The organism is Streptomyces sp. NBC_01197 (assembly GCF_036010505.1).
GTDB lineage: Bacteria > Actinomycetota > Actinomycetes > Streptomycetales > Streptomycetaceae > Streptomyces.
Genome location: NZ_CP108569.1, coordinates 5017285 through 5040582 on the forward strand (window position 1 = coordinate 5017285; position 23298 = coordinate 5040582).

The window sequence follows — 23298 nt, forward strand, 5'->3', positions numbered from 1 at the left end:
ACGTCGTGGCCGAGTAGATCGTGGTTAGGTAAGCCTAACCTAACTAATCCGAGCGTCGCAATGACGCCTCACCCCCTTGGGGACGCAATTGGTCAGGCGGCGCGCGCCGCGGTCTCCCTCAGCTGTTCCTCGCTGACCCCGCGGCGCCAGTAACCGACGAACGTGACCTGCCTGCGGTCGACTTGGCGCTCCCGTACGAGATGACGGCGCAGTTCCTTCACGCAGCCGGACTCACCCGCGATCCAGGCGTACGGGTGCGCGCCGGGCAGCTCGGCCGCGCGTACGGCGTCGATGGCGGCCGGGGCGCCCTCGTCCCGTACGAGCCAGGTGATCCGCGCGTCCGCCCCGGTCCGCAGCGGCTGCCGGTCGGCGGAGTGCTGGACCTCCAGCCAGACCTGGGCCCTGGTGCCGGCTGGCAGCCACTCCAGGATGGCCGACGCGGCGGGCAGGGCGGTCTCGTCCGCCCAGATCAGCACCGAGTCGGTGCCGGTGGGCGGCTGGAAGCGGACGGCGGTGTTGTGCTCGACGGCGGGTCCCAGGACGCGGACCCGCTGTCCAGGGGCGGCCTGCCTGGCCCACCGGGAGGCGGGGCCGCTCGCCGCGCCGGCGGCTGACGCATCAGTCCCGTGCAGTGCGAAGTCGATGTCGATCTCGTCGGGGTCGCGGCGCTGTTCGCGCACGGTGTACGAGCGCAGCACGGCCCGTACGTCATCGGGCAGCGCCCGCCATTCGGCGAACCAGTCGTCGCCGGAGGGCAGTTGTGGTTCCCGCTGCCCCGGATGCGGCAGGAACAGGGAGAGGCTCTGATCACGGCCTCCGGCGGCGAAGTCCCTGAGGTCGTCGCCGCCGAACGTGATGCGGACCATCGACGGGCCGAGCCGCCGCGTCCGTACGACATGCAGGCCGAAGAAACGGAAGGGGGCGATGGCGGCCGTCGACATGGGTCAGCTGACCTTCTTCGCGGTCTCAATCGCCTTGGCCAGCGCCTCCAGAGCCGGGGCGCACTTGGCGTAGGAGAAGATCGGGTCCGTCGTCGAGCGGGGGATGACCTGTCCTGCCTTGACCGCGGGCAGCTCGCCCCAGGTCGGCTTGGACTTCAGCGCGGCCGGCTGGAGGGCGGAGGTCCGGTTGTCCATCATGATGATGTCGGCCGGGTGCTTGTCGGCGTTCTCCCAGCTCAGATCCTCGAACCAGCCGTCCTTGTCGACCTTGTCCGGTACGACGATGTTGACGCCGAGCTCCTTGAAGTACCGCAGGTCGGCGGAGGGTTCGGGGGTGGAGATGTAGAGCAGGTCGGCGCTGGCCGAGCCGATGAGCACCTTGATCTTCGGGTTGGCCTTCGCGGCGGAGCGCAGCCGGGCCGCGGCTTTCTCGAAGCGGGCCTTGGCGTCGGTGACCTTCTTGGCCTTCAGGTCGGCGCCGAGGGACTCGGCCAGTTCTGCGTGGCGCTGGAGGGCGGCGGGCATCGAGGTGCGGGCGACCATCAGGGCGACGCTCGGGGCCAGCTTGAGGATCTTGGACTTCGACTCGTCGGGGACGTACCAGAGGGCGCCCTTGTCGTACATGCCGGTGATCAGCAGCTGGGGGCCGATCGCGGCGTACTTCTCGATGTTGAACTCGCCCCAGACGTTGCCGAGTATCTCGACCTTGCTGATGTCGAGATCGCCGGCCTGCACATCGGCCTTGCCGTCCTTGGTCTTGGTCGGCCCGAAGACCCCCGCGACCTCGACGCCGTAGTCGTACAGCGCGGCGGCGGTCCCGGTGAAGGCGACGATCTTCGTGGGGGTTGTTTCGGCCTTGGCGGTGATGCCACGGTCGTCCTTGAAGGACCAGGGGCCGGAGTCCGATTTCGCAGAGCCCGAGCTCTTCGAGTCGCTGCCGCCGCAGGCGGTGAGGGCGGCACCGATTCCGATGACGCCGCCTGCGGCGAGGATGCCGCGACGGGAGAAGTGGGAGGCGCGGGCGTTGGGCATGGCTGGACTCTGCTTTCCGTACGTGCCGGGACGGCCACTGGGGGATTCCTGGTCAGGTTAGCCTAACCTGACTTGCTGTCCAGGGGGCAGGGGGATCGGCCCGGTGGCCTGGTGTGGCCTGGTGTGGCCTGGTGTGGTTCAACCCGGAGACGGTGCTTGTGCAGAGGTGTGTGTGCGGTGCGCGGGGGAGTGGCTACGGGGTCCTCTCGGCCAGTCCGTACCGCCAGGCCCAGGCAATCAGTGAGCCGCGGTCCTCCAGCGCCAGTTTGGCCAGCACGTGATTGAGGTGCGTCTTGACCGTCGCCTGGCTGACGACCATCTCCTTGGCCACCTGCCGGTTGTTGAGCCCCTGGGCCACCAGCCGCACGACGTCGACCTCCCGCCGGGTGAGTCCCTCGGCCTCGGCAGGGACCCCGGCCGAGGCTGCGGGGGCGGGCGCGGGCGCCGCAGTGGTGGAGTCCGGTTCGCTGACGACCAGTTCGACCAGGCGGCGCTGGACCGCGGGGTCCAGGACGGTGTGTCCCGCGGCCACGTCGCGGACCGCGGCGAGTACCGCTTCGCCGGTGGCGTCCTTGGTCAGATAGCCGGAAGCGCCCGCCCGCAGGGCCGGCATCACCGCGTCGTCGTCCGCGTACGTGGTCAGGATGAGCACCCGGACGCCGATGTCAGCGGCGACGACCCGGGCCGTCACCTCGGCGCCGGTCAGCCCCGGCATCCGCAGGTCGACGAGGGCCACGTCGGGCCGCGACTCCGTGGCCAGCCGCACGGCCTCGTGCCCGTCGCCCGCCTCGCCGACCACCGCCATGTCGTCGGCCGATGAGAGCAGCAGCACGACCCCGTCCCGTACCACTGCCTGGTCGTCCGCCACCAGAACCCGAATCGTCATGCGTCGGCCTTCCCGCCCGTGTGCGGCGCCCGGACGCCGGCTGATGTGTTCACGACCCCATCTTCCCTGTCCGGTCCGCGCCGCTCCCGGCCCCCGCCACTGGTACGCGCAGATCGATCCGCCAGCCCGCCCCGCCGGGCACCGGCCCGGCGGACAGCTTCCCGCCGACGGCCTCGATCCGCTCGGCCATGCTCCGCAGGCCGGTGCCGCTCCCCTTGACGCCCGACGGCCCGCGGCCGGCCGGCAGCCCCTGGTCGCGGACGTCCACCCGCAACTCCCGCTCCGACCACGCCACATCAACCTCGATGGCGCTCCCGGTCGCGTAGCGCGCCGCGTTGGTCATGGCCTCCTGCACCGCCCGGTACACCGCGTGACCCGCCTCGGGGCCGAGCGGGCAGGACCTGCCGGTGACCCGCAGGTGCGCATCGCCGGGGAAACCGCCGACCAGGCCCTTGAGGTCGTCCACGCCCCGGAGCGGCGCGTGGCGCAGCGCGCCGACCGCGGCCCGCGCCTCCTGGACGCCGTCGCGCGCGAGGTCGGCCGCCCGGTCGATCGGGCCGGTCAGCGACGCGGGCGCGCCCTCCCGGCCGGCGATGGCCCGCACCGCCTGCAACTGCACGGACAGACCGGCGAGGCTGTGCGCCAGGACGTCGTGCATCTCCCTGGCGATACGGCTGCGTTCCTCGACGGCCGCCGCTTCCTGAAGGGCCTGCCGGGATGCCTCGACCTCGGCCAGCAGCGCGACGGCCCGGTCCCGCTCCGTCTGGAGGGCGGTGTGCTCCACGGACCGGTCGGCGAGGAGCCAGGCGCCCACCCCGGCCAGCAATCCGGCCAGACTCCCGGTGATCACCATGATCGCGATCCCGTAGGCGGCCGACACAACCGCGACGCCGGACGTCCGCACGGGCCCCGCGGGCAGGCGCAGAGGGAGGACGGAGAGGCCCGCGAGCGCCGCGACGGAGCCGAGCCCGGCCGGCACCAGGAGCGTGATCGCGAGGCCGGAACCGATGGCGACCGCCGCGCCCAGGGCGCCCAGAACAGACGGCAGGGTCCGCCGGCCCAGCAGCATTCCCAGCTCAGCGAGGACTCCCAGCGCACCGATGACGATCCTGAGGCCCGTCCCCTGGGCCTCGGCCACGGTGACTGTCATACAGGCCACCAAGGCCGCCGCGCCCCTGAAAGTGCCCCGGTCCAGCGTCTGCCAGCCCGGCGCTTCCCAGACCGGCGTGCTCCAGTCCACCGGATTCCTCCACCAGCGCCCGCTCATCCCCGCACTCCGTTCTCCGCCGGCCGCTCCGCCCAGGTCAGACGTAGGTGTCGGGACGGGGCGCCGGTACGGCGGACGGCGATCCGGCGCGGTCGTTGCGGTTGCCCCCGTTGTTGCGGGCCATCAGGAGCCCGCCCCGGGCGACGATCGTACCGAGCCGGACGACGACCTCACCGAACGCCATCAGGACGAGAGCGACCACCCACGCCTGGCCGCTGGTGATGTCATGGGTGACGGAGAAGTGCGCGAGGTGGGCCTGGCCGGAGGAGTGGCTGGACCAGATGGTGAAACCGAGCCGGAAGCCCATGCAGATCACCCAGAGCGCCGCGGCGCTCACGGTGGCCTTGATGCGCACGTGCCCTTCCGCGTAGCGGACACGGGTCAGCAGGCCGGAGACGAGGCCGAAGACGATCCCCACACCGGCGAACACCGCGATCAGGGTCACGTCGTTCCCCCGGGTCGGGAAGGAGTGCAGGTAGTTGTAGCCGGTCCAGCCGATGATACCGAGGGGCAGCAGGACTGTGCGGGCGGTGAGCCGTTCCTCCCGGAACTGCCGGAAGACGATGAGAAGAAGCAGGATGTCGATGATCCAGTCGGTGAGCGTCATGGCTTCGACTATTCGCTCCGGCGCCCCGGATGCATTCAACCCACGGGTGGAACAGGGGTGGAAGCCGGGTGCAGCCGGGCCGATCCGTACGACGACTCCTACAGCACCGACGCCCCTTACAGCACCTTCGCCAGGAAAGTCCGGACCCGCTCGTTGTCGTTCTCGTCGGAGAAGAACTCCTCGGGCGGCAGATCCGCGGCGATCCGGCCCCCGTCGATGAAGACGACCCGGTCGGCCACCTTGCGGGCGAAGCCCATCTCGTGCGTCACCACGACCATGGTCATCCCCTCCTTGGCGAGGCCGGTCATGACTTCCAGTACGTCCTGGACCACCTCCGGGTCCAGCGCGGACGTCGGCTCGTCGAACAGCATGAGCTCGGGGTCCATGGCCACGGCCCGCGCGATGGCGACCCGCTGCTTCTGCCCACCGGACAGCCGGTTCGGGTAGACGTCGGCCCGCCCGAGCATCCCCACCCGCTCCAGCAGGGCGCGCCCCCTGGCCTCCGCCTCCTGGCGGGTCCGGCCGAGCACGTTCATCTGCGGCAGGACCACATTGCGCAGCGCCGTCATGTGCGGGAACAGGTTGAACTGCTGGAAGACCATGCCCATACGGGCCCGCAACCGGTCCAGGTTCGACTCGGTGGCGCTGAGCTCGTCGCCCGAGAACACGACGCGCCCCGAGGTCGGCGTCTCCAGCAGGTTGAGGCAGCGCAGGAACGTCGACTTGCCGCCGCCGCTGGGGCCGATGACAGCCACGACCTGACCCGGCTCGATGGTGAAGTCGATGCCGCGCAGCACCTCGTGGTCGCCGAACGACTTGGTGATGCCCCGGGTTTCGAGGAGTGCCATCAGACGTACACCGCCATCTTCTTCTCGATTGCATGGGTCGCGAAACCGATGATGTTGGTGAGGACGTAGTAGAGAAGGCCGATGAAGAGATAGACGGTGAGGGCGTCGAACGTCCTGGATATGACCACCTGGCCCACCAGGAACAGCTCGCTGATCGTGACGAACGAGACCAGCGTGGAGTTCTTCGTCAGCGACACGAACTCGTTCCCCAGCGGGGGGAGCATCCGCAGGAACGCCTGCGGTACGACGACGTGGCGCATGGCCGACGCGTGGGACATACCGCAGGACCTGGCGGCCTCGATCTGGCCCCGGTCCACCGACTGCACGGCCCCGCGGAAGATCTCGGTGACGTACGAGCCGCTGTACAGGCCGAGGGAGAACACACCCGCGACCATGGGCGACAGTTGCAGCCCGAGCTGGGGCAGCCCGAAGTAGATCAGGAACAGCTGGACGACGAACGGCGTGCCGCGGATCACGGAGACATAGGCGTTGCCCAGCCAGCGCACCGGCGCGATGTCGCTCAGCTTGGCGAATCCGCCCGTCATGCCGAACAGGAGACTCAGGCACAGCGACATGAGGATCACTTCGATGCTCACCAGCAGGCCGTGCCAGATCTGACCCCAGGAGTCGATGATCGTCTGCGGGTTGAGGAGCGCGTGCTTCTTCTTCGCCTTTTCCGTGCTTCCGGCTCCGAACCACTTGTGGGTCAGCTTGCCGTAGGAATCGTCACTCTTCATGTCCTTGAGCGCGCCGTTGAACGCGGCGGTCACCGCGCTGTCCGTCTTCGGGAAGGCGTAGCCGTAGTCCTCGCCCGTCAGACGTTTGCCGACCTGCTTGAGGCCGCCCTGCTGGGCGATGAAGTACTGGCCTGCCGGGGCGCCGGTGACGACCGCCGAGGCCTGGCCCAGTTTCACGGACGAGAACATCTGCTGGTTGGTCTGCACCGTGACCAGCTTTGCGCGGGGCTGGTTCTCCTTGACCCACTCGACGGACTTGGTACCGACCTGCACCGCGACCCGCTTGCCCGCCAGATCGGCCAGCGAGTGGACCGTGCTGTCCTTGGCGCCGGTGAACATCGCGAGACCGCCCGGGTAGTACACGTCCGAGAAGTCGATGACCTTGGTCCGCTCCTGGTTGATGTAGATCCCCGAAGCGCCCATGTCGATCTGATGGGCCTGCAACGCCGGGACGATGTTCCCGAACGGCATCTGTGTGAAGGCGACCTTCTTGATGCCCGCGCGCTTGGCGAGTGCCATGACCAGCTCGATGTCGAAGCCGACCCGGCCGCCCTTGGTGTCGGTGAACTCGAAGGGCGGGAACGTGGCGTCCGTGCCCACGCGCAGCGTGGCCCGGCCCGAGCGCAGCTGTTCGAGCTTCTGAGCCCCCTTGTCCGCCTGCGGCGCTGCGTCGGCGGGCGAGGCTGCCGCCAGCAGAAGGAAGGACGAGAGGAGCCCGGCCAGAACGGCTGCGGCCTTTCGTCCCACGGGTGCTCTTACCATGTTCCACTCCATTCGGACCGTGTGTGATGCGCGAGTTCAGGTGAGGGGGCCCGCGTTGCGTAACGCCGGTCGCCGGGCACACCTCCTCGCCCTGGGCAGGCCCTGGTCACCGGCGGCCCGCGGACTGTCACCGTCCCGGGCCGTCACGGCAGCGGCTCGTCGAGGCGGCCGATGTCCTGCGCCGCGGCATGGGTGAGGGTGAGCAGCGCCTGGTGGTTGCGGCGCCCCCGGAACTCTGGCGCCATGGTGCTGACGGTTCCGGTGAGCTGCCCCTGCCGGTTGAGGACGGGGACGCTGACGCCCCACACGCCCTCGTCGACGACTCCGGTGCTCATGGCGTAGCCCCGGTCGCGGATGCGGGGAAGGTCGGCGGTCAGCGCCTCGGCCTCATCGGGGCCGAGGCGGTGCGCCGCGCAGATATGGGCCACGCGTGCGGCCGGAAGATGGGCGAGGATCGCCTGGGCGCTCGCCCCGAAGGTCAGCGGCTGACTCAGCCCGGGCGAGAAGCTGCACTTGATCACCCGTGACCCCTCGGCGGCCTCGACGCACAGGACGTGCTGACCGCTGGGGATCAGGAAGGCCGCGAGCTCCTCGGTGTCGGACGCCAGGCGGTCCAGACGGCGCTTCACGCCCCCGCCACTGAGCATCTCGCGCCGGTAGTTCACCGCCATCTGCACCGCGAGCGACCCCGCGCAGTACCGGCCGCGCGTCCGCGTCGGACTGACCAGACCCAGTTGCGTCAGATCGCCCAGGTGGCGATAGACGGCGCTGACCGGAATGCCGGTGCGGCGGGAGAGGTCCTGGGCGGTCACAGAGGCCTGCTCGGCGAGCACGGCCAGGATGGCACCGGTTCTGCGAGCCGGACCCGGAGCGGTCATTCCGGTAATCACCCGGCAGACCTTAGGGAACAAATCCAGCCACGACGAGACCGTTGTCTCACCCACTGGGAACTTGCTTATCAACCAGTGGGAGATGTGTGATGTGACGGAGTTGTCAGCCGCTCGCGTGAATTGCCCTCAGCTGTATGGATATTGTTGGTCAGCCGGACGGTCTGTCCGGCTGACCAGGTGTGGGCGATGGCTCACGGCGCCGATTGGCGCGCTGTCACGGCCATGGCGATCACGGCCAGCAGGCCGCCGACGCTGCCGACCATGAGCACCCCGCCCCAGAACGCGCCGTCTGACGTCACTTTCCAGCCGCGTGCTGGCCGTGCGCGCGCACCCGGGCGGCGGGCGTGACGCCTCATGTGCGGTGTTCCTGCCGCTGGTGATGGCGGAGCAGCACGTTGAAGTCGGTTTCCTTGCTCCCGTCGAACTGTGCGCGGGCATAGTCGCGCTGTTCAGCGAGACCTGCGCAGGTCTCGCACCCCGGTGCGGGGAGGGGAGGGCGGCTCACGTCGAAGTGCGGCAGTGTCGACGCGTCTCGGGTGCGGCCGTTGGCGGCCCGTACCCCGGCGCTGATCCGTTCCGCCGGGGTGGCCGGGCGGATGCGCTCCGGATCGGCCTGCCACACCGGCCCGCCGCCCAGGGGCCGCAGTGTCGCGTACGCCACGCTGCCCCGGAACTCCCCGACGCGCCCCGTCGCCGGGTCGTAGACGAGCGCCCCACGCGTCGGGGGAGTCGCCCCTGCCGCCTCGTCCGCCTGCCGTGCCATATATCCCTCCATGGATTATTTATGCCGGTTTATCCGTTTGCGCCCGCGCGGCCTGGTTCGCCAACTACTGTGCGTATGTGAAGCGTTGCCCGCTGGAGTGGCCGGGCGCAATGCTGATCGCGTGCCACTGGACAACTGTCACGAAGCGCGGAGGGGGGCAGCGTGAATCGACGAAACGCGCCGGGGGGTGCGGCCGCGACCACGGCGGCCGTGTTCGGTGAGGTCTTGAAGCACTTCCGGGAGGCGGCGGGGCTTACGCAGGAAGGCCTGGCGCGCAAGATTCCGTGTGATCGCTCGCAGATGGCACGCGTGGAGGCGGGCACGCGGGTGCCGCAGCTGGATTTCGCGAAGAAGTGCGACCAACAGCTCAGCATTGGCGGGGTGTTGTCCCGCATGTGGGAACGCATCGACTGGTACGCGGAGGTGGAGCATCCGGACTGGTTCCAGCGCAGGGCCGACATGGACGCCGTGGCCATCGCCTTACGCGAGTACCAAACCCAGGTGATGCCGGGGCTTTTGCAGACCGAGGACTACGCGCGGGCGCTGTTCGCCCATGTCGCGAGCGGGGAAGAGGTGGAGGAGCGTGTCAGGGCGCGAATGAGCCGGCAACAGCGTTTCCTCGCGTCTGACGGCCCTTTGTATGTTGCCGTACTCGACGAGAGTTGCCTGCGTAATGTTGTGGGCAGCGCGGGTGTCATGCGTGACCAGTGTGCGCATCTGCTGGACGTTGCCTGGCGGCCCAATCTCCGCATCCAGGTTGTCCCGGCCGATTTGGTTGGGCTCGTGCGCCCCACGCGGCCCTTGTCTCTGATCGCCTTGCCCGATGGGCACCAGTGGGTCTATTCGGAGTCTTTGGATCGTGGCCATTTCGGCGATGATCCAACCGTCTTCGCACGCCACAGCCGCACCTATGATGTGCTCAGGGCGGATGCTCCGTCATCTCACGAGTCCGCCGCTCTGATCAGCGAGGCGATGGAAGGGTACGGGCAGCATGAACAGGCACGATCTCAGCGTAGCGACGTGGGTCAAGAGCAGCTACAGCGACAACAACGGCGGCAACTGCGTAGAGGTGGCCCCCGGATTTCCCGGCGTCGTTCCCGTCCGGGACAGTAAGCGGCCGGCCGGCCCGGTCATGGTCTTCGAGCGGGCGGCCTGGGCGGTGTTCGTCTCGACGTGGAGCAGCTGATGTGGGTGAAGAGCAGCTACAGCGGCGACAACGGCGGCAATTGCGTAGAGGTGGCCCCCGCATTCCCCGGCGTCGTCCCCGTCCGGGACAGTAAGAACCCGGACGGCCCGGCGCTGGTCCTTGAGCAGTCCGCATGGTCCTCGTTCGTATCAGCCCTCCAGCGCGGCCAGTTGAAGCGCTGACCTCAAGTCTGCTTGTCCCGGTCGTCATCGGATGCGCCCCGTACGAACAGCGCAGCGACAACGGCAGCCGTGAGGAAACCCGCGGCGCCGACAGACACCGCCATGTGCAGCCCGCCCAGGAAATTCCCCGCCACCAGCGTGCCGAAGACCGCGACGCCGAAAGCGCTGCCGATCTGGCGTGCGGCGTTGAACGCCGCAGCCGCGGCCCCGCTGCGGCTGTCGGGGACGGCCTCCATCACCGCCGCGGTGGAGGCCGGCATCGTGAACGCGGTACCGAATCCCGCCGCGGCCATCGGCGCGACCAGGGCCAGGTACGACGTGTGGGGGCCGGCCAGGAGCCAGCCGGCCAGGCCCGCCGCTCCCACCGTCAGACCGACCACCATGGGCAGGCGCGGCCCGGTGTGCGCCGTGATGCGTCCGGCCACCGCGGAGGAGAGGGCGACGACCCCCACCAGCGGCAGAAGCGCGAACCCGGTGCGCAGGGCGCTGTAGTGGTGCACCCGCTGGAAGTACAGCGGGGCGAGGAACAGCAGCCCGTAGAAACCGATGTTGAGCAGCACGCCGATGACCACCGACGCGGTGAAGTCCCTGCCGCGGAAGAGCGAGAGCGGCAGCATCGGCGCGGCGGAGCGCCGCTCAAGCAGGACGAAGGCCAGGCCCCCGGTGACGGAGACCGCGAAGGCGCCGAGTACGACGGGGTGCGTCCAGTGCAGCGCCCCCGCCTCGATGAGCCCGCCGGTGAGGCCGGTCAGCCCCACGGCCATCGCGGCCTGCGCCGGCACGTCCAGTCCGGGCCGGGCGGTGGAGCGGGCGGTCCGCGTGGCCGGTACGTACCGCGCGGTCAGGGTGATCGCGACCGCCCCGACGGCGATGTTGACGAGGAAAACGGACCGCCAGCCGAACCCGGCGACGAGAACACCACCGACGACGGGCCCGGCCCCGGCGGCGAGACCCGAGACCGCGCCCCAGACGCCGAAAGCGCGGGCGCGTGCGGCCTTGTCCGGATAGGAGGATTTCAGCAGCGCCAGCGAAGCCGGGACCATCAGCGCCGCCCCGACGCCCTGGATGAGCCGGGCGAGGATGAGGCCCCACACGTTGGGAGCGGCCCCGCAGCCGGCGGAGGCGAGCGTGAACACCAGCAGGCCGGCCAGGAAGACCGGCTTGCTGCCGAGCTTGTCACCCAGCCCGCCGCAGAAGAGCAGCAGCCCGGCGAACACCATGCTGTAGCCGTCCACCACCCATTGCAGCCCGGTCACCGAGGTGTGCAGGGCGGTGCCGATGACCGGGACGGCCACGGTGACCACCGTGACATCCAGGATGACCATGAAGTAGCCGAGGCAGATGGCCACAAGGGGCAGCACCGGCCTCCGGGGCCCGCCCGTCGGCTCTTCCGTCAGCTCATCTCTCGTCGCCATGGCGCCAGTGTGGTGCCGGAACATTACGCCGACGGGCGAAACGTGCTCGACATACCCTGGGGAACATGACGAAGGCCCGGACCGAAACAGATGTGGCGCACGTCGCGGCAGCGATCGGCGACCCCTCCCGTGCCAAGGTGCTGATGGCCCTCGCGAGCGGCGGCGCTCTGCCGGCCAGCGCGCTGGCGGCCGAGGCAGGAGTCAGCAATTCCACCATCAGTCGCCATCTGGCCAAGCTCTCCGAGGCCAGACTGCTGACCGTCGAGCTCGACGGCCGTCACCGCTACTACCGGCTCGCGACCACGGACGTCGCCCGCGCACTCGAACAACTCGCGCGCATAGCCCGCCCGTTGCCCCCGAAGTCCCTCAGCGCCGACACCCGGGCGAAGGCGCTGCTGCGGGCCCGGCTCTGCTACGACCACGTGGCCGGACGCCTCGGTGTCGCCCTGATGGATGCCATGCAGGAGCAGGACATCCTCGCCGCTGAGGAGACACGGAGCGGCGACGGCTCCACGGACCTCACCTATCTGCTCACGCCCCGGGGCCGCCAGGAACTCGGCACCCTCGGCGTGGACATCGATGCCCTGCCGCGCAGGCGCGCCACGGTCCGCTACTGCGTCGACTGGTCCGAACAGCGCCATCACCTCGCCGGGGCACTCGGCGCCGCGATCGCTGACCACATGTTCGCCCTGGACTGGCTCCGCCACGGAAAGTACCGCCGCGTCATCCGCCTCACGGACACGGGCCGGGAGCAACTGGAGACGGTGTTCGGCGTACGGGGCGACCAGGTCGTGTGACACCGCAGCCTGCCCAGGACTCCGCCTGGGCCTCACCCCGTAGCCAGCCCCAACTCCCTCGCGATCAGCATCCGCTGGACCTCGCTCGTGCCCTCGCCGATCTCCAGGATCTTGGAGTCGCGCCACATCCGGGCCACCGGGTACTCGTTCATGAAGCCGTACCCGCCGTGGATCTGTGTCGCCTCGCGGGCGTTGTCCACCGCGACCGTGGATGAGTACAGCTTCGCCAGCGCCGCCTCCTTCTTGAACGGGTCGCCGCTGACCAGCCGGGATGCCGCGTCCCGCCACGAGACGCGCGCCGTGTGGGCCTTCATCTCCATGTCCGCGATCTTGAACTGGATGGCCTGGTTGTCGCCGATCGGGCGGCCGAACGCGTGGCGCTGCTTCGCGTACGCCAGGGACTCGTCCACACAGCCCTGCGCCAGGCCCGTCGCCAGGGCGGAGATCGCCACCCGGCCCTCGTCGAGGATGCGCAGGAACTGGGCGTAACCGCGGCCCTCCTCGCCGAGCAGGTTCGCCGCGGGGACCCGGACGTCCGAGAAGGACAGCTCACGGGTGTCCGAGGCGTTCCAGCCGACCTTGGAGTACGGGGCCGCCACCGTGAAGCCGGGGGTGCCGGAAGGGACGATGATCGCGGAGATCTGCGGGCGGCCGTCCGGCTTGCGGCCGGTGACCGCGGTGACCGTGACCAGGCCCGTGATGTCCGTACCGGAGTTGGTGATGAAGCACTTGGAGCCGTTGATCACCCAGTCGTCACCGTCGCGCACCGCCGTGGTGCGGGTGCCGCTAGCGTCCGAACCGCACTCCGGCTCGGTCAGGCCGAACGCGCCCAAAATCTCGCCCGAGCACATCCGGGGCAGCCACTCACGCTTCTGCTCCTCGGTGCCGAAGCGGAAGACCGGCATCGCGCCCAGCGAGACGCCCGCCTCCAGGGTGATCGCCACCGACGAGTCGACGCGGGCCAGCTCTTCCAGGGCGATGCCCAGGGCGAAGTAGTCGCCGCCCATCCCGCCGTACTCCTCCGGGAACGGCAGCCCGAACAGGCCCATCCGGCCCATCTCGCGGATGATCTCGTACGGGAACTCGTGCCGCTCGTAGAAGTCGCCGATCTTCGGTGCGACGACGTCGTGCGCGAACGCCTCGACCGTGCGGCGGAGCTCTTCGAGTTCGGTGCTCAGACGGTGGTCCATCGTTACTGCTCCTGGTGGGAGAGGGCGCGTACGGTGCGGGACGGGCTGGGTCGGCCCAGTTGTCCGGCCATCCACACGCTGGTGGCGGTGAGACGGCCGAGGTCGACGCCGGTCTCGATGCCGAGTCCTTCGAGCATCCAGACGAGGTCTTCGGTGGCGAGATTGCCGGTGGCGGACTTCGCGTACGGGCAGCCGCCGAGCCCGCCCGCCGAAGCGTCGACGGTGGTCACGCCGTGCTGGAGGGCGGCCAGGGTGTTGGAGAGCGCCTGGCCGTATGTGTCGTGGAAGTGGACTCCGAGCGCATCCGTGGCGACGCCCGCCTCGTTGAGGCCGGTGAGCAGGGCCTGTACATGGCCGGGCGTCGCCACCCCGATGGTGTCGCCGAGGCTCAGCTCGTCGCAGCCGAGGTCCAGCAGGCGCCCGGCGACCGAGACCACCTGGGCGACCGGGACCGGCCCCTCCCACGGGTCGCCGAAGCACATCGAGAGATAGCCGCGCACATGCAGCCCCGCCGCGCGGGCCTCCGCGACGACCGGCGCGAACATGGCGAGCGACTCGTCCACGGTGCGGTTCAGATTGGCCTTGGCGAAGGACTCCGTCGCGCTGCCGAAGACCGCGATCCGGCGGGCCCCGAGCGCCAGGGCGCGGTCGAGCCCGCGTCCGTTCGGCACCAGGACCGGCAGGTCCACGCCTCGGACGTCCGCGAGTTGCGGGAACAACTGCTCGGCGTCGGCCAGTTGGGGCACCCACTTGGGGTGCACGAAGCTGGTCGCCTCGATGGTGGTCAGGCCCGCGTCGGCCAGGCGGTGGATGAACTCCGCCTTCACCTCGGTCGGTACGACCGTCTTCTCGTTCTGCAGCCCGTCGCGGGCGCCGACCTCGTGGATACGGACCCGTGGCGGGAGCCCGTCAGCCCGTACGGACATGGGCAGGCCGTTGGTCATGAGTCCTCCTGCGGGAATCCGGCGGCCGGGGTCGCGATCGGGGTGTCGGTCGGGATGCCGATCCGGGGGCCGGCCGGTACGTCGGCCGGGATACCGTTCGTGATGTCATCCGGGAGGTCGGCCGGGGTGCCTGCCGAAACGTCATCCGAGGTACCGGCCGGGGTGACGACCGCCAGTACCTGGTCCATCGCGACCGTCGTGCCCGGGGCGACGTCCAGTTCGGTGACGGTGCCCGCGTGCGGGGCGGTGATGACATGCTCCATCTTCATCGCCTCGACCACCAACAGGCCCTGACCGGCGACCACTTCGTCACCGGTGGCGACCTTGACCACGGTGACGGTGCCCGGCATCGGCGCGGTGAGCGAACCCGCGCCGCCCCGGCCCGCCGCCGCGTCCAGCGTGGTCTGTACGGGGTCGTGGTCCTGGACGTGCCAGGCGTCGCCGTCCCGGCCGAGCCAGTCCCCGGCGCGGTGGAAGGTGTGTACAGTCCCGTCGACCGTGACCGTCACCGTGTCCGGTGTGACCCGGCCCGCGCCCCCGGCCGGCACCGCCTCGTGCCCGGGGATCTGCAGCCACTGCTTCACCGGCAGAGCGGCGCCGCCCAGCCGCCAGCCGCTCGGCACCGAGAACGGGTCGGTCCAGCCACCGGCGTCCGGTTCCGGGGCCAGCCCGGCCGCCCGTACCGCGGCCGCCGCCGTGTACACCTCGGGCGGCACCGTGTCCGGCACCAGGCCCTCCGCCTCCCGCTCCACCAGGCCGGTGTCCAGCTCGCCCGCGACCACCGCGGGATGGGCGAGCAGCCGGCGCAGGAAGCCCGCGTTGGTCGGGACGCCCAGGGTGACCGTGCCGGCCAGCGCCGCCCGCAGCTTGCGCAGCGCCGTCGCGCGGTCCGGGCCGTACGCGATGACCTTCGACAGCATCGGGTCGTAACGGCTGCCGACCTCCACGCCCTCACTGAGGCCCGAGTCGGTCCGTACGCCGTGGCCCTGCGGTTCGCGCAGCGCCAGCACCGTGCCGCCCGACGGCAGGAAGCCGCGCGACGGGTCCTCCGCGCAGACCCGCGCCTCGATGGCGTGCCCGGTGAGCGTGATGTCCTTCTGCTCGTACGGCAGCCGCTCACCAGCGGCGACCCGCAGCTGCCACTCCACCAGGTCGAGGCCGGTGATCAGCTCGGTCACCGGGTGCTCGACCTGGAGGCGGGTGTTCATCTCCATGAAGTAGTACGAGGACGGGTCGCCGCCCGGGACGATGAACTCCACCGTGCCCGCGCCCGTGTACCCGCAGCTGCGCGCAGCCTGGACCGCGGCCTCGCCCATCGCGGCCCTGGTCGCCTCGTCCAGCAGGACCGACGGCGCCTCCTCGATGATCTTCTGGTGGCGGCGCTGGAGGGAGCACTCGCGCTCACCCAGGTGCACCACGTTCCCATGGGCGTCCGCGAGGACCTGGATCTCGATGTGGCGCGGGCGGTCGATCCACCGCTCCACCAGCAGGGTGTCGTCGCCGAAGGAGGACCGCGCCTCGCGCCTGGCCGAGGTGATCTCGTCGGCCAGCAGTGCTTCGTCGCGGACCAGGTGCATACCCTTGCCGCCGCCGCCCGCTGACGGCTTCAGCAGGACGGGCATCCCGATCTCCCGTGCGGACGCGGCCAGTTCGGCGTCGGAGAGCCCGCTGCCCGACGACCCGGGCACCACCGGGACGCCCGCGGCCCGTACGGTCGCCTTGGCGCGGATCTTGTCGCCCATCAGGGAGATCGCCGAGGCGGGCGGACCGATGAAGACCAGGCCCGCGTCGGCGCACGCCTGCGCGAACTCGGCGTTCTCGGCGAGGAAACCGTACCCGGGATGGACGGCCTGCGCGCCGGAGTGCGCCGCTGCTTTCAGCAGCCGTTCCACCGACAGATAGCTCTCGGCGGCGGGCGCGGGACCGAGCCGGACCGCGGTGTCCGCCTCCTGCACGTGCCGGGCGTCCGCGTCCGCGTCGCTGAACACGGCGACCGAGCGGATGCCCAGTTCCCGCAGCGTACGGATGACGCGTACGGCGATCTCGCCCCGGTTGGCGATCAGAACGCTGTCGAACATTTCCACCCTCATCACATCCGGAAGACGCCGTAGCCGGGCGTTGCCCGGTCCTTCTGGGCCAGCGGGGCATTGGCGCAGGCGGTCAGCGCGAGGCCGACGACCTGGCGGGTCTCCAGCGGGTCGATCACACCGTCGTCCCAGAGCCTGGCCGTCGCGTAGTAGGCGTTGCCCTGCTCCTCGTACTGCGCGCGGACCGGGGCCTTGAACGCCTCTTCGTCCTCGGCGCTCCAGTCGTCGCCCAGCTGGTCGCGCTTGACCGTGGCCAGTACGGAAGCGGCCTGCTCGCCGCCCATCACGGAGATCTTGGCGTTCGGCCACATCCACAGGAAGCGCGGCGAGTAGGCCCGGCCGCACATCGAGTAGTTCCCCGCGCCGTACGAGCCGCCGACGACCACCGTCAGCTTCGGCACCCGGGTGCAGGCCACCGCCGTCACCATCTTGGCGCCGTGCTTGGCGATCCCGCCCGCCTCGTAGTCCCGGCCGACCATGAAGCCGGAGATGTTCTGGAGGAAGAGCAGCGGGATGCCGCGCTGGTCGCACAGCTCGATGAAGTGCGCGCCCTTCTGGGCGGACTCGGAGAAGAGGATGCCGTTGTTGGCGACGATGCCGACCGGGTGGCCGTGGATCCGGGCGAAGCCGGTGATCAGCGTCGTCCCGAACTCCGCCTTGAACTCGGCGAACCGCGAGCCGTCCGTGATGCGCGCGATCACCTCGCGTACGTCGTAGGGCGTACGGGAGTCGACCGGCACCGCGCCGTAAAGACCGGCCGGGTCCACCTTCGGCTCCTCCACCGGTTCCACGGACCAGGGGAGCGGGGGGCGCTCGGGCAGCGTGGAGACGATGGTCCGGACGATGCGCAGCGCGTGCGCGTCGTCCTCCGCGAGATGGTCGGTGACCCCGGAGGTCCGCGAGTGCACCTCGCCGCCGCCCAGTTCCTCGGCCGTGACGACCTCGCCGGTCGCGGCCTTCACCAGTGGCGGGCCGCCCAGGAAGATCGTGCCCTGGTTGCGGACGATCACCGCTTCGTCGCTCATCGCGGGGACGTATGCGCCGCCCGCCGTGCAGGAGCCGAGCACGGCGGCGATCTGCGGGATGCCCAGGCCCGACATCCGGGCCTGGTTGTAGAAGATCCGGCCGAAGTGCTCGCGGTCCGGGAAGACCTCGTCCTGCATCGGCAGGAAGGCACCGCCCGAGTCGACCAGGTACACACAGGGCAGCCGGTTCTCCAAGGCCACCTCCTGGGCGCGCAGATGCTTCTTCACGGTCATCGGGTAGTACGTGCCGCCCTTGACCGTGGCGTCATTGGCGACCACCACCACCTCACGCCCGCTGACCCTGCCGATCCCGGCGATGACCCCGGCGGCGGGCGCCGACCCGCCGTACATACCGTCGGCGGCCAGCGGCGCCAGCTCCAGGAACGGTGAGCCCGGGTCCAGGAGGGTGTCGACGCGGTCGCGCGGCAGCAGCTTCCCGCGTGCCACATGGCGGGCCCGGGACTTCTCGCCGCCGCCGAGGCGCGCGGCTGCCAGCCTGGTCCGCAGCTCGTCTGCTAGCGCCTCGTGCGCCGCCTCGTTGGCCCGCCAGGCCTCCGAAGCGGGATCGGCCGCGCTCGCCAGGACTGGTGCCTGCTGCATCGGTCGGGCCCTCTCTGCTCTGTGTGCTCTGCCCTGATGTGGTTTTCGACCATCCCTACCCGGTCGGGGCGGTCAGTGATCGGCGGGGATCGGTTAGTGATCGTTAACACCTGCGGCCAGGTTAACGCTCGCTAACCCCGCTGTCTAGAATGGAGCCATGAGCACCAGGACGGACGCCCCGACGCGGCGCGAGCAGATCCTCAAGGAGGCGGCCCGCCTCTTCGCCGAGCGTGGTTTCCACGGAGTCGGCGTCGACGAGATAGGCGCAGCGGTGGGCATCAGCGGCCCCGGCCTCTACCGCCACTTCGCGGGCAAGGACGCGATGCTCGCCGAACTGCTCGTCGGGATCAGCGAGCGGCTGCTCGACGGCGGCCGGCGGCGGGCGGAGCCGGCCGAGGGCGGCCCGGCGGCGGTACTCGCCTCGCTGATCGACGGGCACATCGACTTCGCCCTCGACGACCGCCCGCTGATCACCGTCCACGACCGGGAGCTGGACCGGCTGCGCGACAGCGACCGCAAGGCGGTCCGCAGGCTCCAGCGGCAGTACGTCGAGCTGTGGGTCACCGTCGTACGCGAGCTGCACCCCCGCACCCCGGAGCAGGAGGCCCGCGCGGCCGTGCACGCCGTCTTCGGCCTGCTGAACTCCACCCCGCACCTGGGCACCGGCGGCCTGCCCGGCCGGACCACCACCGCCGCACTGCTGCGCCGCCTCGCGCACGGGGCTTTCGAGGCACTGGACCGGGCACCGGGGGGGGTACCGGGCGGGGCGCCGGCGGCGAGCTGACCGGCCGTACGGTCCCGGTGGCCCCGCCCGGTCCCGGGCCACCGCGGATACCGGACTGACGGCGGCAGGATCTGGCGTCCACAATGGGCTCATGCCGATACCCAGCCGCGCCGAACTCGTCGACCACCTCGTCCGCACCCGGATCGCCGGGCACGTCGCCACGCCCCGCGACAACAACCTCTCCCACTACCGCAAGCTCTCCAACGGCGACCGGCACTTCTGGCTGGGGCTCGAACTCGGTGACCGCTGGGCGGACGAGCAGGACGTGCTCGCCGTGATGGCCGAGCGCTGCGGCGTCAACGACGACCCCGGGCACCGGCACGGCCAGGACACCATCGACCCGGAACTGACGGTCGACGCCCTGGACCGGATGGCCGCCCGGCTGCGGAAGGCCGCCGACGGCAAGGAGAGGGTGCTCTTCGCCACCGGTCACCCCGGCGGGCTCCTTGACGTACACCGGGCCACCGCGGAAGCGCTGCGTGCGGCGGGCTGCGAGATCGTACGGATCCCGGGCGGGCTCACCGCCGACGAGGGCATGGTCTTCCAGTTCGCCGACGTCGCGGTGCTGGAGCGCGGCGCGACCCTCTGGCACACGCACTCGCCCGAGCCGATGCGGGCGATCCTCGACGGCCTGGAGCGGGCCGGCAGACCGCTGCCCGACCTGGTGGTCGCCGACCACGGCTGGGCGGGCTGCGCGGGCCAGCGGGGCCTCGACTCGATCGGCTACGCGGACTGCAACGACCCGGCGCTCTTCCTGGGCGAGGCCGAGGGCACACTCCAGGTCACGGTCCCGCTGGACGACCACGTCACGGACCCGCGCTTCTACGACCCGATGACGGCGTACCTGCTGGATGCCGCGGGGCTGGGGTGAGGGCGGGTGGGGCGGCCGGGCCCGCCGTCAGCTTGATGGCATCCAGGACGAACCAACGCAGGACGGAATTGTTTCCGGTGCCGCGGCGCGCCGGTTTGAAGTAATCGCCAGACGGTTACTCAGAAAAGCGTGCCGTCATCCCTGCAGGTCCAGCCGCATCATCTTTGCCTCGGCGGGACTCACTCTTTCCGGAGTCCTGTTGATCTCTGCCTGCACCACCGGGATCAGGTTTCCGAGCTGGGTCAGCATGGCCTTCCGGCGCCCTTCGATATCGGAGTGCCAGGTCTTCGCGTTCGGCCCTGCCCAGGATCGCTTGTCGCCAACGTCAGAGGATGCCTTCTTCAGTAAGCCCGTGAGGACATGCATCTCGTGCTCGATGTCCTTCTTCAGCCTCACCAGGGCTTGGCGCCGAGGGTTTTCGGCCTTGGCTGGATCCCCACCCATCAGATTCCCCCTCCCGTCAGAGGGATGAGTCTTCCACAGAACGAGTCCAATGGGGGCAACAGCGCCAGAGGTCGGCCCTCAACTCTTCGCGAGGCAGCCGCCGTTCAAGCCACCAGTGTGTACTCCTGCCACGACTGATAGCGTGCCGTAGCCGTATAGTCGCATGGGGGCGGGGACAAGGCATGAGTGATCCGGGTGGCCGCGGGGACGCCTTCTGTGGAATCAATCCTGAGGCGCTGCAAGGCACGATCACTTCTCTGAAGGCGGACGCAGACCGGTTACATGGAAGCGCGTTACGGTTCAAGACTCGATTCGATCGTCTCGGGATCGACGCGCAGCCCCTGACGAAGCTCGTCCACATCGCCACCTGGGCCAACGACCAACTGCCCATGCTGCGCAGGCGTCATCATCTGGCCGTGCTCATCGATGAGGGTGGAAATCCGTTCTCGCACTATCCCAACCACCCTGAAATGGTCATGGTTGATGAGGGCGAGGTCGCCGAAGGGCCGCCCAGAGCCAGCGATCTCCCGACTGGCTCAGACCCCAGGCTGAATTCAGACTGGTGGGATTCCCTCAGCCCGGGGATGAAAGCCGAGGTGCAATTCCTCTACCCAGGTCGTATCGGAGCAATGGATGGTCTGCCGGCTGTAGTCCGCGACAGGACCAACCGCGTTGTCTTCGGCGAGCTTTACGGGACGGCCAAGGCGAAGCTGGCGAAACTGAACGCCCAGGAGCCTGCCCAGTACGAACAGGGAAGCAACCCCTTCGGCGAGGCGCTCGAGGCCTCGGCGTGGCAGGACTGGAAGGAGCAGAGGGGGCGGCTCGAAGGACAGCTCAAGGGCATGGACGCGATCCATTCGCGCCTTGGCCGAACGGGCGCCGGCGGCCTGCCGCGGGCGTACCTGCTGGGGATCGACACACACCATCTTGGTCATGTCATCATTGCCAACGGCAACCCGGACACTGCCGATCACACCGCGGTGTACGTCCCCGGCACGACATCGAAGCTGGCGGGGGCGGGCGGCGATATCAAACGCATGGAAAGTCTCTGGAGGACGTCCAGGATGATGGCGCCTGGACAGAGCGTCTCTACGATCACGTGGATCGGTTATGACGCTCCGCAGAGCATTGTCCCGGAAGCCATGTCGACGTCATACGCCGACAAGGGGGCCCCTGTGCTCAATCGCTTCCTCGACGGCCTTCAGACTGCGCAAGGCGGAGCGAACGCGAGTCATGCCACGGTCATCGGCCACAGCTACGGCAGCACCCTTGTCGGCGATGCCTCCAAGCAACACGGCCACTTCGCTGCCGATGACATCGTGGTGGCCGGAAGCCCGGGCATGCTTGTCGGAAACGCTGATCAGCTCGACGTCGGCGCCAAGCACACCTGGTCGGAAGCTGCCGCAACCCAATACGACCAAGTACCAGCGGGCGGTAAGGTCGCTGGCCTGGGTGGCAGCAGTGTGGAGGTCCGTACATGGCACGGAATTCCTTACGATGCAGCCGTCAACGTGGATGTTGTGCCGTCCGACAGGGCATTCGGGGCAAATATCATGCAAACGGATTCTCATGGCCACGGGGGCTATTGGGATGCAAGTACTCATGGGGGTAATTGGGAAGCTTCTACCAGCCTCAAGAACCAAGCGGCCGTAGTCACTGGCAACTATGATGAGGTGAAGCGTGGCTAATCGAAGGATGGCCAGAGCGGTCCGCCGCCGCGTGGTCGTGACAATTTCTAGCGCCGCGACTTTATCCATTCTGACGGGATGCTCGGGTATGCCAAAATCCCACGATCTCGGTTACACCCCTGAAGTCCGAGATGTCTCCAGCGTGAAAAACGAGGCGCAGGGGCTTTCGAGTCAGCTGCACCATCTGATGGCATTGGACGGCAAGACGACGAACACGGGTCCTGGAGTTGATCTCTGCGACGATGAGGATCCGGATCACCTGTACGTTGTTCGTCACCCCTGGTCCCTCTACGGAGTCCCCGTCGAGGATATGAAAAAGGCTATGGAGCAGCTTAAGGTCGAACTTCCGCGCCATGATTGGAAGATCGTAAAATTTGGTCCGGACAGCAGTCCGTCCAAGAGCCTTGAAATCGTCGCCAACTCCACGAAGGGGAAGTTCTCAGTGAACATTACCCTCTACGATCGGCGAAAGAAGAGTGGCAACGCTCCGAGTGCAAGCAAGGTCTCCATCATTGCTGTCGATCTCGCATCTGCCTGTTTCCGTGTCCCGCACGGAAAGACGGTCGATCAAAGCTGACATGGAAGCTGAAGGGGACCAGCCTGGCGCCGGGGAGTCTTCACTTCGTTGGTCGACGAGACAACAGGGGGCCTGCCCGACGCCGCGTCCGCTGGGTGAGGGCGGGGGAACAGGCCGTACCCCGGCGTCCCTGTATCCCTTGCCGGGCACGGCTTCTGTCAGGAATGCCCGGTCACGAGCTCTCCGGATTTGGTGGCAGGGGCGCCGATCAGCAGCAGCACCATGCGTAAACGGCCCGGCTTCTCCTGGATCACCTCGAACTCGGTGCCGGGAATTCCAACCCCAAGAAAGCTTCGAAGGTCTCCTTCGGCTTCCTCACCAAGTCGCGCATGAACATGGGGCCCGCCTGCGCCCGTGCCCCGGCCGGTTGGCCGATCCCCGCCAGGTCGCCGGGGAGCCGGAGTCAGTGACGGAAACTGTCAGGGTCCGCCGCTTGCCAGTTCCGCTGCCCACTCCTGCGGGGGCTCCGACGTGAGCTGCCCGGGAATGAGCCAGTCGTACAGCTCTCCGCAGGAGAGAACGGTGCGTGGGTCCAGCCGGCGGCGCAGCTGGTGCGGTCGGTCCCAGTTCGCGTGGGTTCTGCACCCCCATGGCCGCCATGATCTGCGGGGCGCTGTTCACCATGGCTGCCTGGTAACGGTGTACACGCCGGAACTTGTCGTTGACGTCCAACGCGCGTGTGCGCCGAGGGCCCTGGGTGGTCACCCCGACCGGACAGGTGTTGGTGTGGCACTGCTACGCATCTCATACCGGGCCGTGCCACGACATCGCGCTC

Annotated in this window: 23 protein-coding genes and 1 pseudogene; 8 read left to right on the top strand and 16 right to left on the bottom strand. The window is 69.2% G+C overall.

Going from position 1 to position 23298, the window contains the following annotated elements:
* Positions 1-92: 92 nt before the first annotated feature.
* From OG452_RS23045 to OG452_RS23085, 9 genes are all read right to left on the bottom strand, one after another.
* A complete protein-coding gene (locus tag OG452_RS23045) occupies positions 93-941 on the bottom strand; it encodes a siderophore-interacting protein (protein WP_327297482.1) in 849 nt (282 codons plus the stop codon).
* Positions 942-944: 3 nt separating this feature from the next.
* Complete coding sequence (locus OG452_RS23050; RefSeq protein WP_327297483.1) at positions 945-1973, bottom strand: ABC transporter substrate-binding protein; 1029 nt, start codon at positions 1971-1973, stop codon at positions 945-947.
* A 193-nt stretch (positions 1974-2166) separates the two neighbouring features.
* Entirely contained in the window at positions 2167-2859 is a 693-nt protein-coding gene (locus OG452_RS23055) for a response regulator transcription factor (RefSeq protein WP_327297484.1), read from the bottom strand.
* Between the two features lie 49 nt (positions 2860-2908).
* A complete protein-coding gene (locus OG452_RS23060; protein WP_327297485.1) occupies positions 2909-4099 on the bottom strand; it encodes a sensor histidine kinase in 1191 nt (396 codons plus the stop codon).
* Between the two features lie 64 nt (positions 4100-4163).
* Entirely contained in the window at positions 4164-4733 is a 570-nt protein-coding gene (locus OG452_RS23065) for a hypothetical protein (RefSeq protein WP_327297486.1), read from the bottom strand.
* A 116-nt stretch (positions 4734-4849) separates the two neighbouring features.
* Complete coding sequence (locus tag OG452_RS23070; protein WP_327297487.1) at positions 4850-5581, bottom strand: amino acid ABC transporter ATP-binding protein; 732 nt, start codon at positions 5579-5581, stop codon at positions 4850-4852.
* Positions 5581-7065 carry an ABC transporter substrate-binding protein/permease gene (locus OG452_RS23075; protein WP_327297488.1) on the bottom strand — a complete coding sequence of 495 codons (1485 nt, stop codon included), beginning with the start codon at positions 7063-7065 and terminating at the stop codon, positions 5581-5583. The genes OG452_RS23070 and OG452_RS23075 overlap by 1 nt, the downstream gene beginning before the upstream one ends.
* A 158-nt stretch (positions 7066-7223) precedes the next feature.
* A complete protein-coding gene (locus OG452_RS23080) occupies positions 7224-7970 on the bottom strand; it encodes an IclR family transcriptional regulator (RefSeq protein ID WP_327297489.1) in 747 nt (248 codons plus the stop codon).
* Between the two features lie 352 nt (positions 7971-8322).
* Positions 8323-8733, bottom strand: coding sequence for a hypothetical protein (locus tag OG452_RS23085; protein WP_327297490.1), 411 nt, complete (start codon positions 8731-8733; stop codon positions 8323-8325).
* Positions 8734-8895: 162 nt separating this feature from the next.
* On the opposite strand from OG452_RS23085, the gene OG452_RS23090 reads away from it, so the two are divergent.
* Genes OG452_RS23090 through OG452_RS23100 form a run of 3 tightly spaced genes read left to right on the top strand, consistent with a single transcriptional unit; the run spans position 8896 to position 10101 of the window.
* Positions 8896-9846 (top strand): helix-turn-helix domain-containing protein, encoded by a 951-nt coding sequence (locus OG452_RS23090; protein ID WP_327297491.1) that lies wholly within the window; start codon positions 8896-8898, stop codon positions 9844-9846.
* Entirely contained in the window at positions 9803-9919 is a 117-nt protein-coding gene (locus tag OG452_RS23095; protein ID WP_327297492.1) for a DUF397 domain-containing protein, read from the top strand. The genes OG452_RS23090 and OG452_RS23095 overlap by 44 nt, the downstream gene beginning before the upstream one ends.
* Positions 9919-10101, top strand: a complete 183-nt coding sequence (locus OG452_RS23100; protein ID WP_327299740.1) for a DUF397 domain-containing protein — start codon at positions 9919-9921, stop codon at positions 10099-10101. Before OG452_RS23095 ends, OG452_RS23100 begins: the two co-directional genes overlap by 1 nt.
* Before the next feature lie 2 nt (positions 10102-10103).
* On the opposite strand, the gene OG452_RS23105 is transcribed toward OG452_RS23100, so the two are convergent.
* On the bottom strand, positions 10104-11516 hold the full coding sequence (locus tag OG452_RS23105) for an MFS transporter (RefSeq protein WP_327297493.1): 1413 nt from the start codon (positions 11514-11516) through the stop codon (positions 10104-10106).
* Positions 11517-11581: 65 nt separating this feature from the next.
* On the opposite strand from OG452_RS23105, the gene OG452_RS23110 reads away from it, so the two are divergent.
* A complete protein-coding gene (locus OG452_RS23110; protein ID WP_327297494.1) occupies positions 11582-12313 on the top strand; it encodes an ArsR/SmtB family transcription factor in 732 nt (243 codons plus the stop codon).
* A gap of 32 nt (positions 12314-12345) precedes the next feature.
* Here the strand turns inward: OG452_RS23110 and OG452_RS23115 are convergent, their stop codons facing one another.
* From OG452_RS23115 to OG452_RS23130, 4 genes are read right to left on the bottom strand one after another with little or no spacing between them, the layout of a single operon-like run.
* Entirely contained in the window at positions 12346-13503 is a 1158-nt protein-coding gene (locus OG452_RS23115; RefSeq protein WP_327297495.1) for an acyl-CoA dehydrogenase family protein, read from the bottom strand.
* A 2-nt stretch (positions 13504-13505) separates the two neighbouring features.
* Entirely contained in the window at positions 13506-14447 is a 942-nt protein-coding gene (locus tag OG452_RS23120) for a hydroxymethylglutaryl-CoA lyase (RefSeq protein WP_327297496.1), read from the bottom strand.
* Positions 14444-16525 (bottom strand): acetyl/propionyl/methylcrotonyl-CoA carboxylase subunit alpha, encoded by a 2082-nt coding sequence (locus tag OG452_RS23125; protein ID WP_327297497.1) that lies wholly within the window; start codon positions 16523-16525, stop codon positions 14444-14446. The genes OG452_RS23120 and OG452_RS23125 overlap by 4 nt, the downstream gene beginning before the upstream one ends.
* An 11-nt stretch (positions 16526-16536) precedes the next feature.
* Positions 16537-18159: a carboxyl transferase domain-containing protein gene (locus OG452_RS23130; RefSeq protein WP_327297498.1), complete on the bottom strand. Its 1623-nt coding sequence runs from the start codon at positions 18157-18159 to the stop codon at positions 16537-16539.
* 157 nt (positions 18160-18316) lie between these two features.
* On the opposite strand from OG452_RS23130, the gene OG452_RS23135 reads away from it, so the two are divergent.
* Together OG452_RS23135 and OG452_RS23140 are read left to right on the top strand one after the other, a co-directional pair.
* A complete protein-coding gene (locus tag OG452_RS23135) occupies positions 18317-18943 on the top strand; it encodes an SACE_7040 family transcriptional regulator (protein WP_327297499.1) in 627 nt (208 codons plus the stop codon).
* A gap of 91 nt (positions 18944-19034) precedes the next feature.
* A complete protein-coding gene (locus OG452_RS23140; protein ID WP_327297500.1) occupies positions 19035-19814 on the top strand; it encodes a phosphatase in 780 nt (259 codons plus the stop codon).
* A 135-nt stretch (positions 19815-19949) separates the two neighbouring features.
* On the opposite strand, the gene OG452_RS23145 is transcribed toward OG452_RS23140, so the two are convergent.
* Positions 19950-20258: a hypothetical protein gene (locus OG452_RS23145; RefSeq protein WP_327297501.1), complete on the bottom strand. Its 309-nt coding sequence runs from the start codon at positions 20256-20258 to the stop codon at positions 19950-19952.
* 182 nt (positions 20259-20440) lie between these two features.
* Here OG452_RS23145 and OG452_RS23150 point away from each other — a divergent pair, with 182 nt between their 5' ends.
* Both OG452_RS23150 and OG452_RS23155 read left to right on the top strand, forming a co-directional pair.
* A complete protein-coding gene (locus tag OG452_RS23150; protein WP_327297502.1) occupies positions 20441-21946 on the top strand; it encodes an alpha/beta hydrolase in 1506 nt (501 codons plus the stop codon).
* Positions 21947-21953: 7 nt separating this feature from the next.
* A complete protein-coding gene (locus tag OG452_RS23155) occupies positions 21954-22523 on the top strand; it encodes a hypothetical protein (RefSeq protein WP_327297503.1) in 570 nt (189 codons plus the stop codon).
* A gap of 403 nt (positions 22524-22926) precedes the next feature.
* On the opposite strand, the pseudogene OG452_RS23160 reads toward OG452_RS23155, so the two are convergent.
* Positions 22927-23258, bottom strand: a pseudogene (locus OG452_RS23160) (glutamate synthase-related protein); the annotation flags it as partial.
* Positions 23259-23298 lie beyond the last annotated feature (40 nt).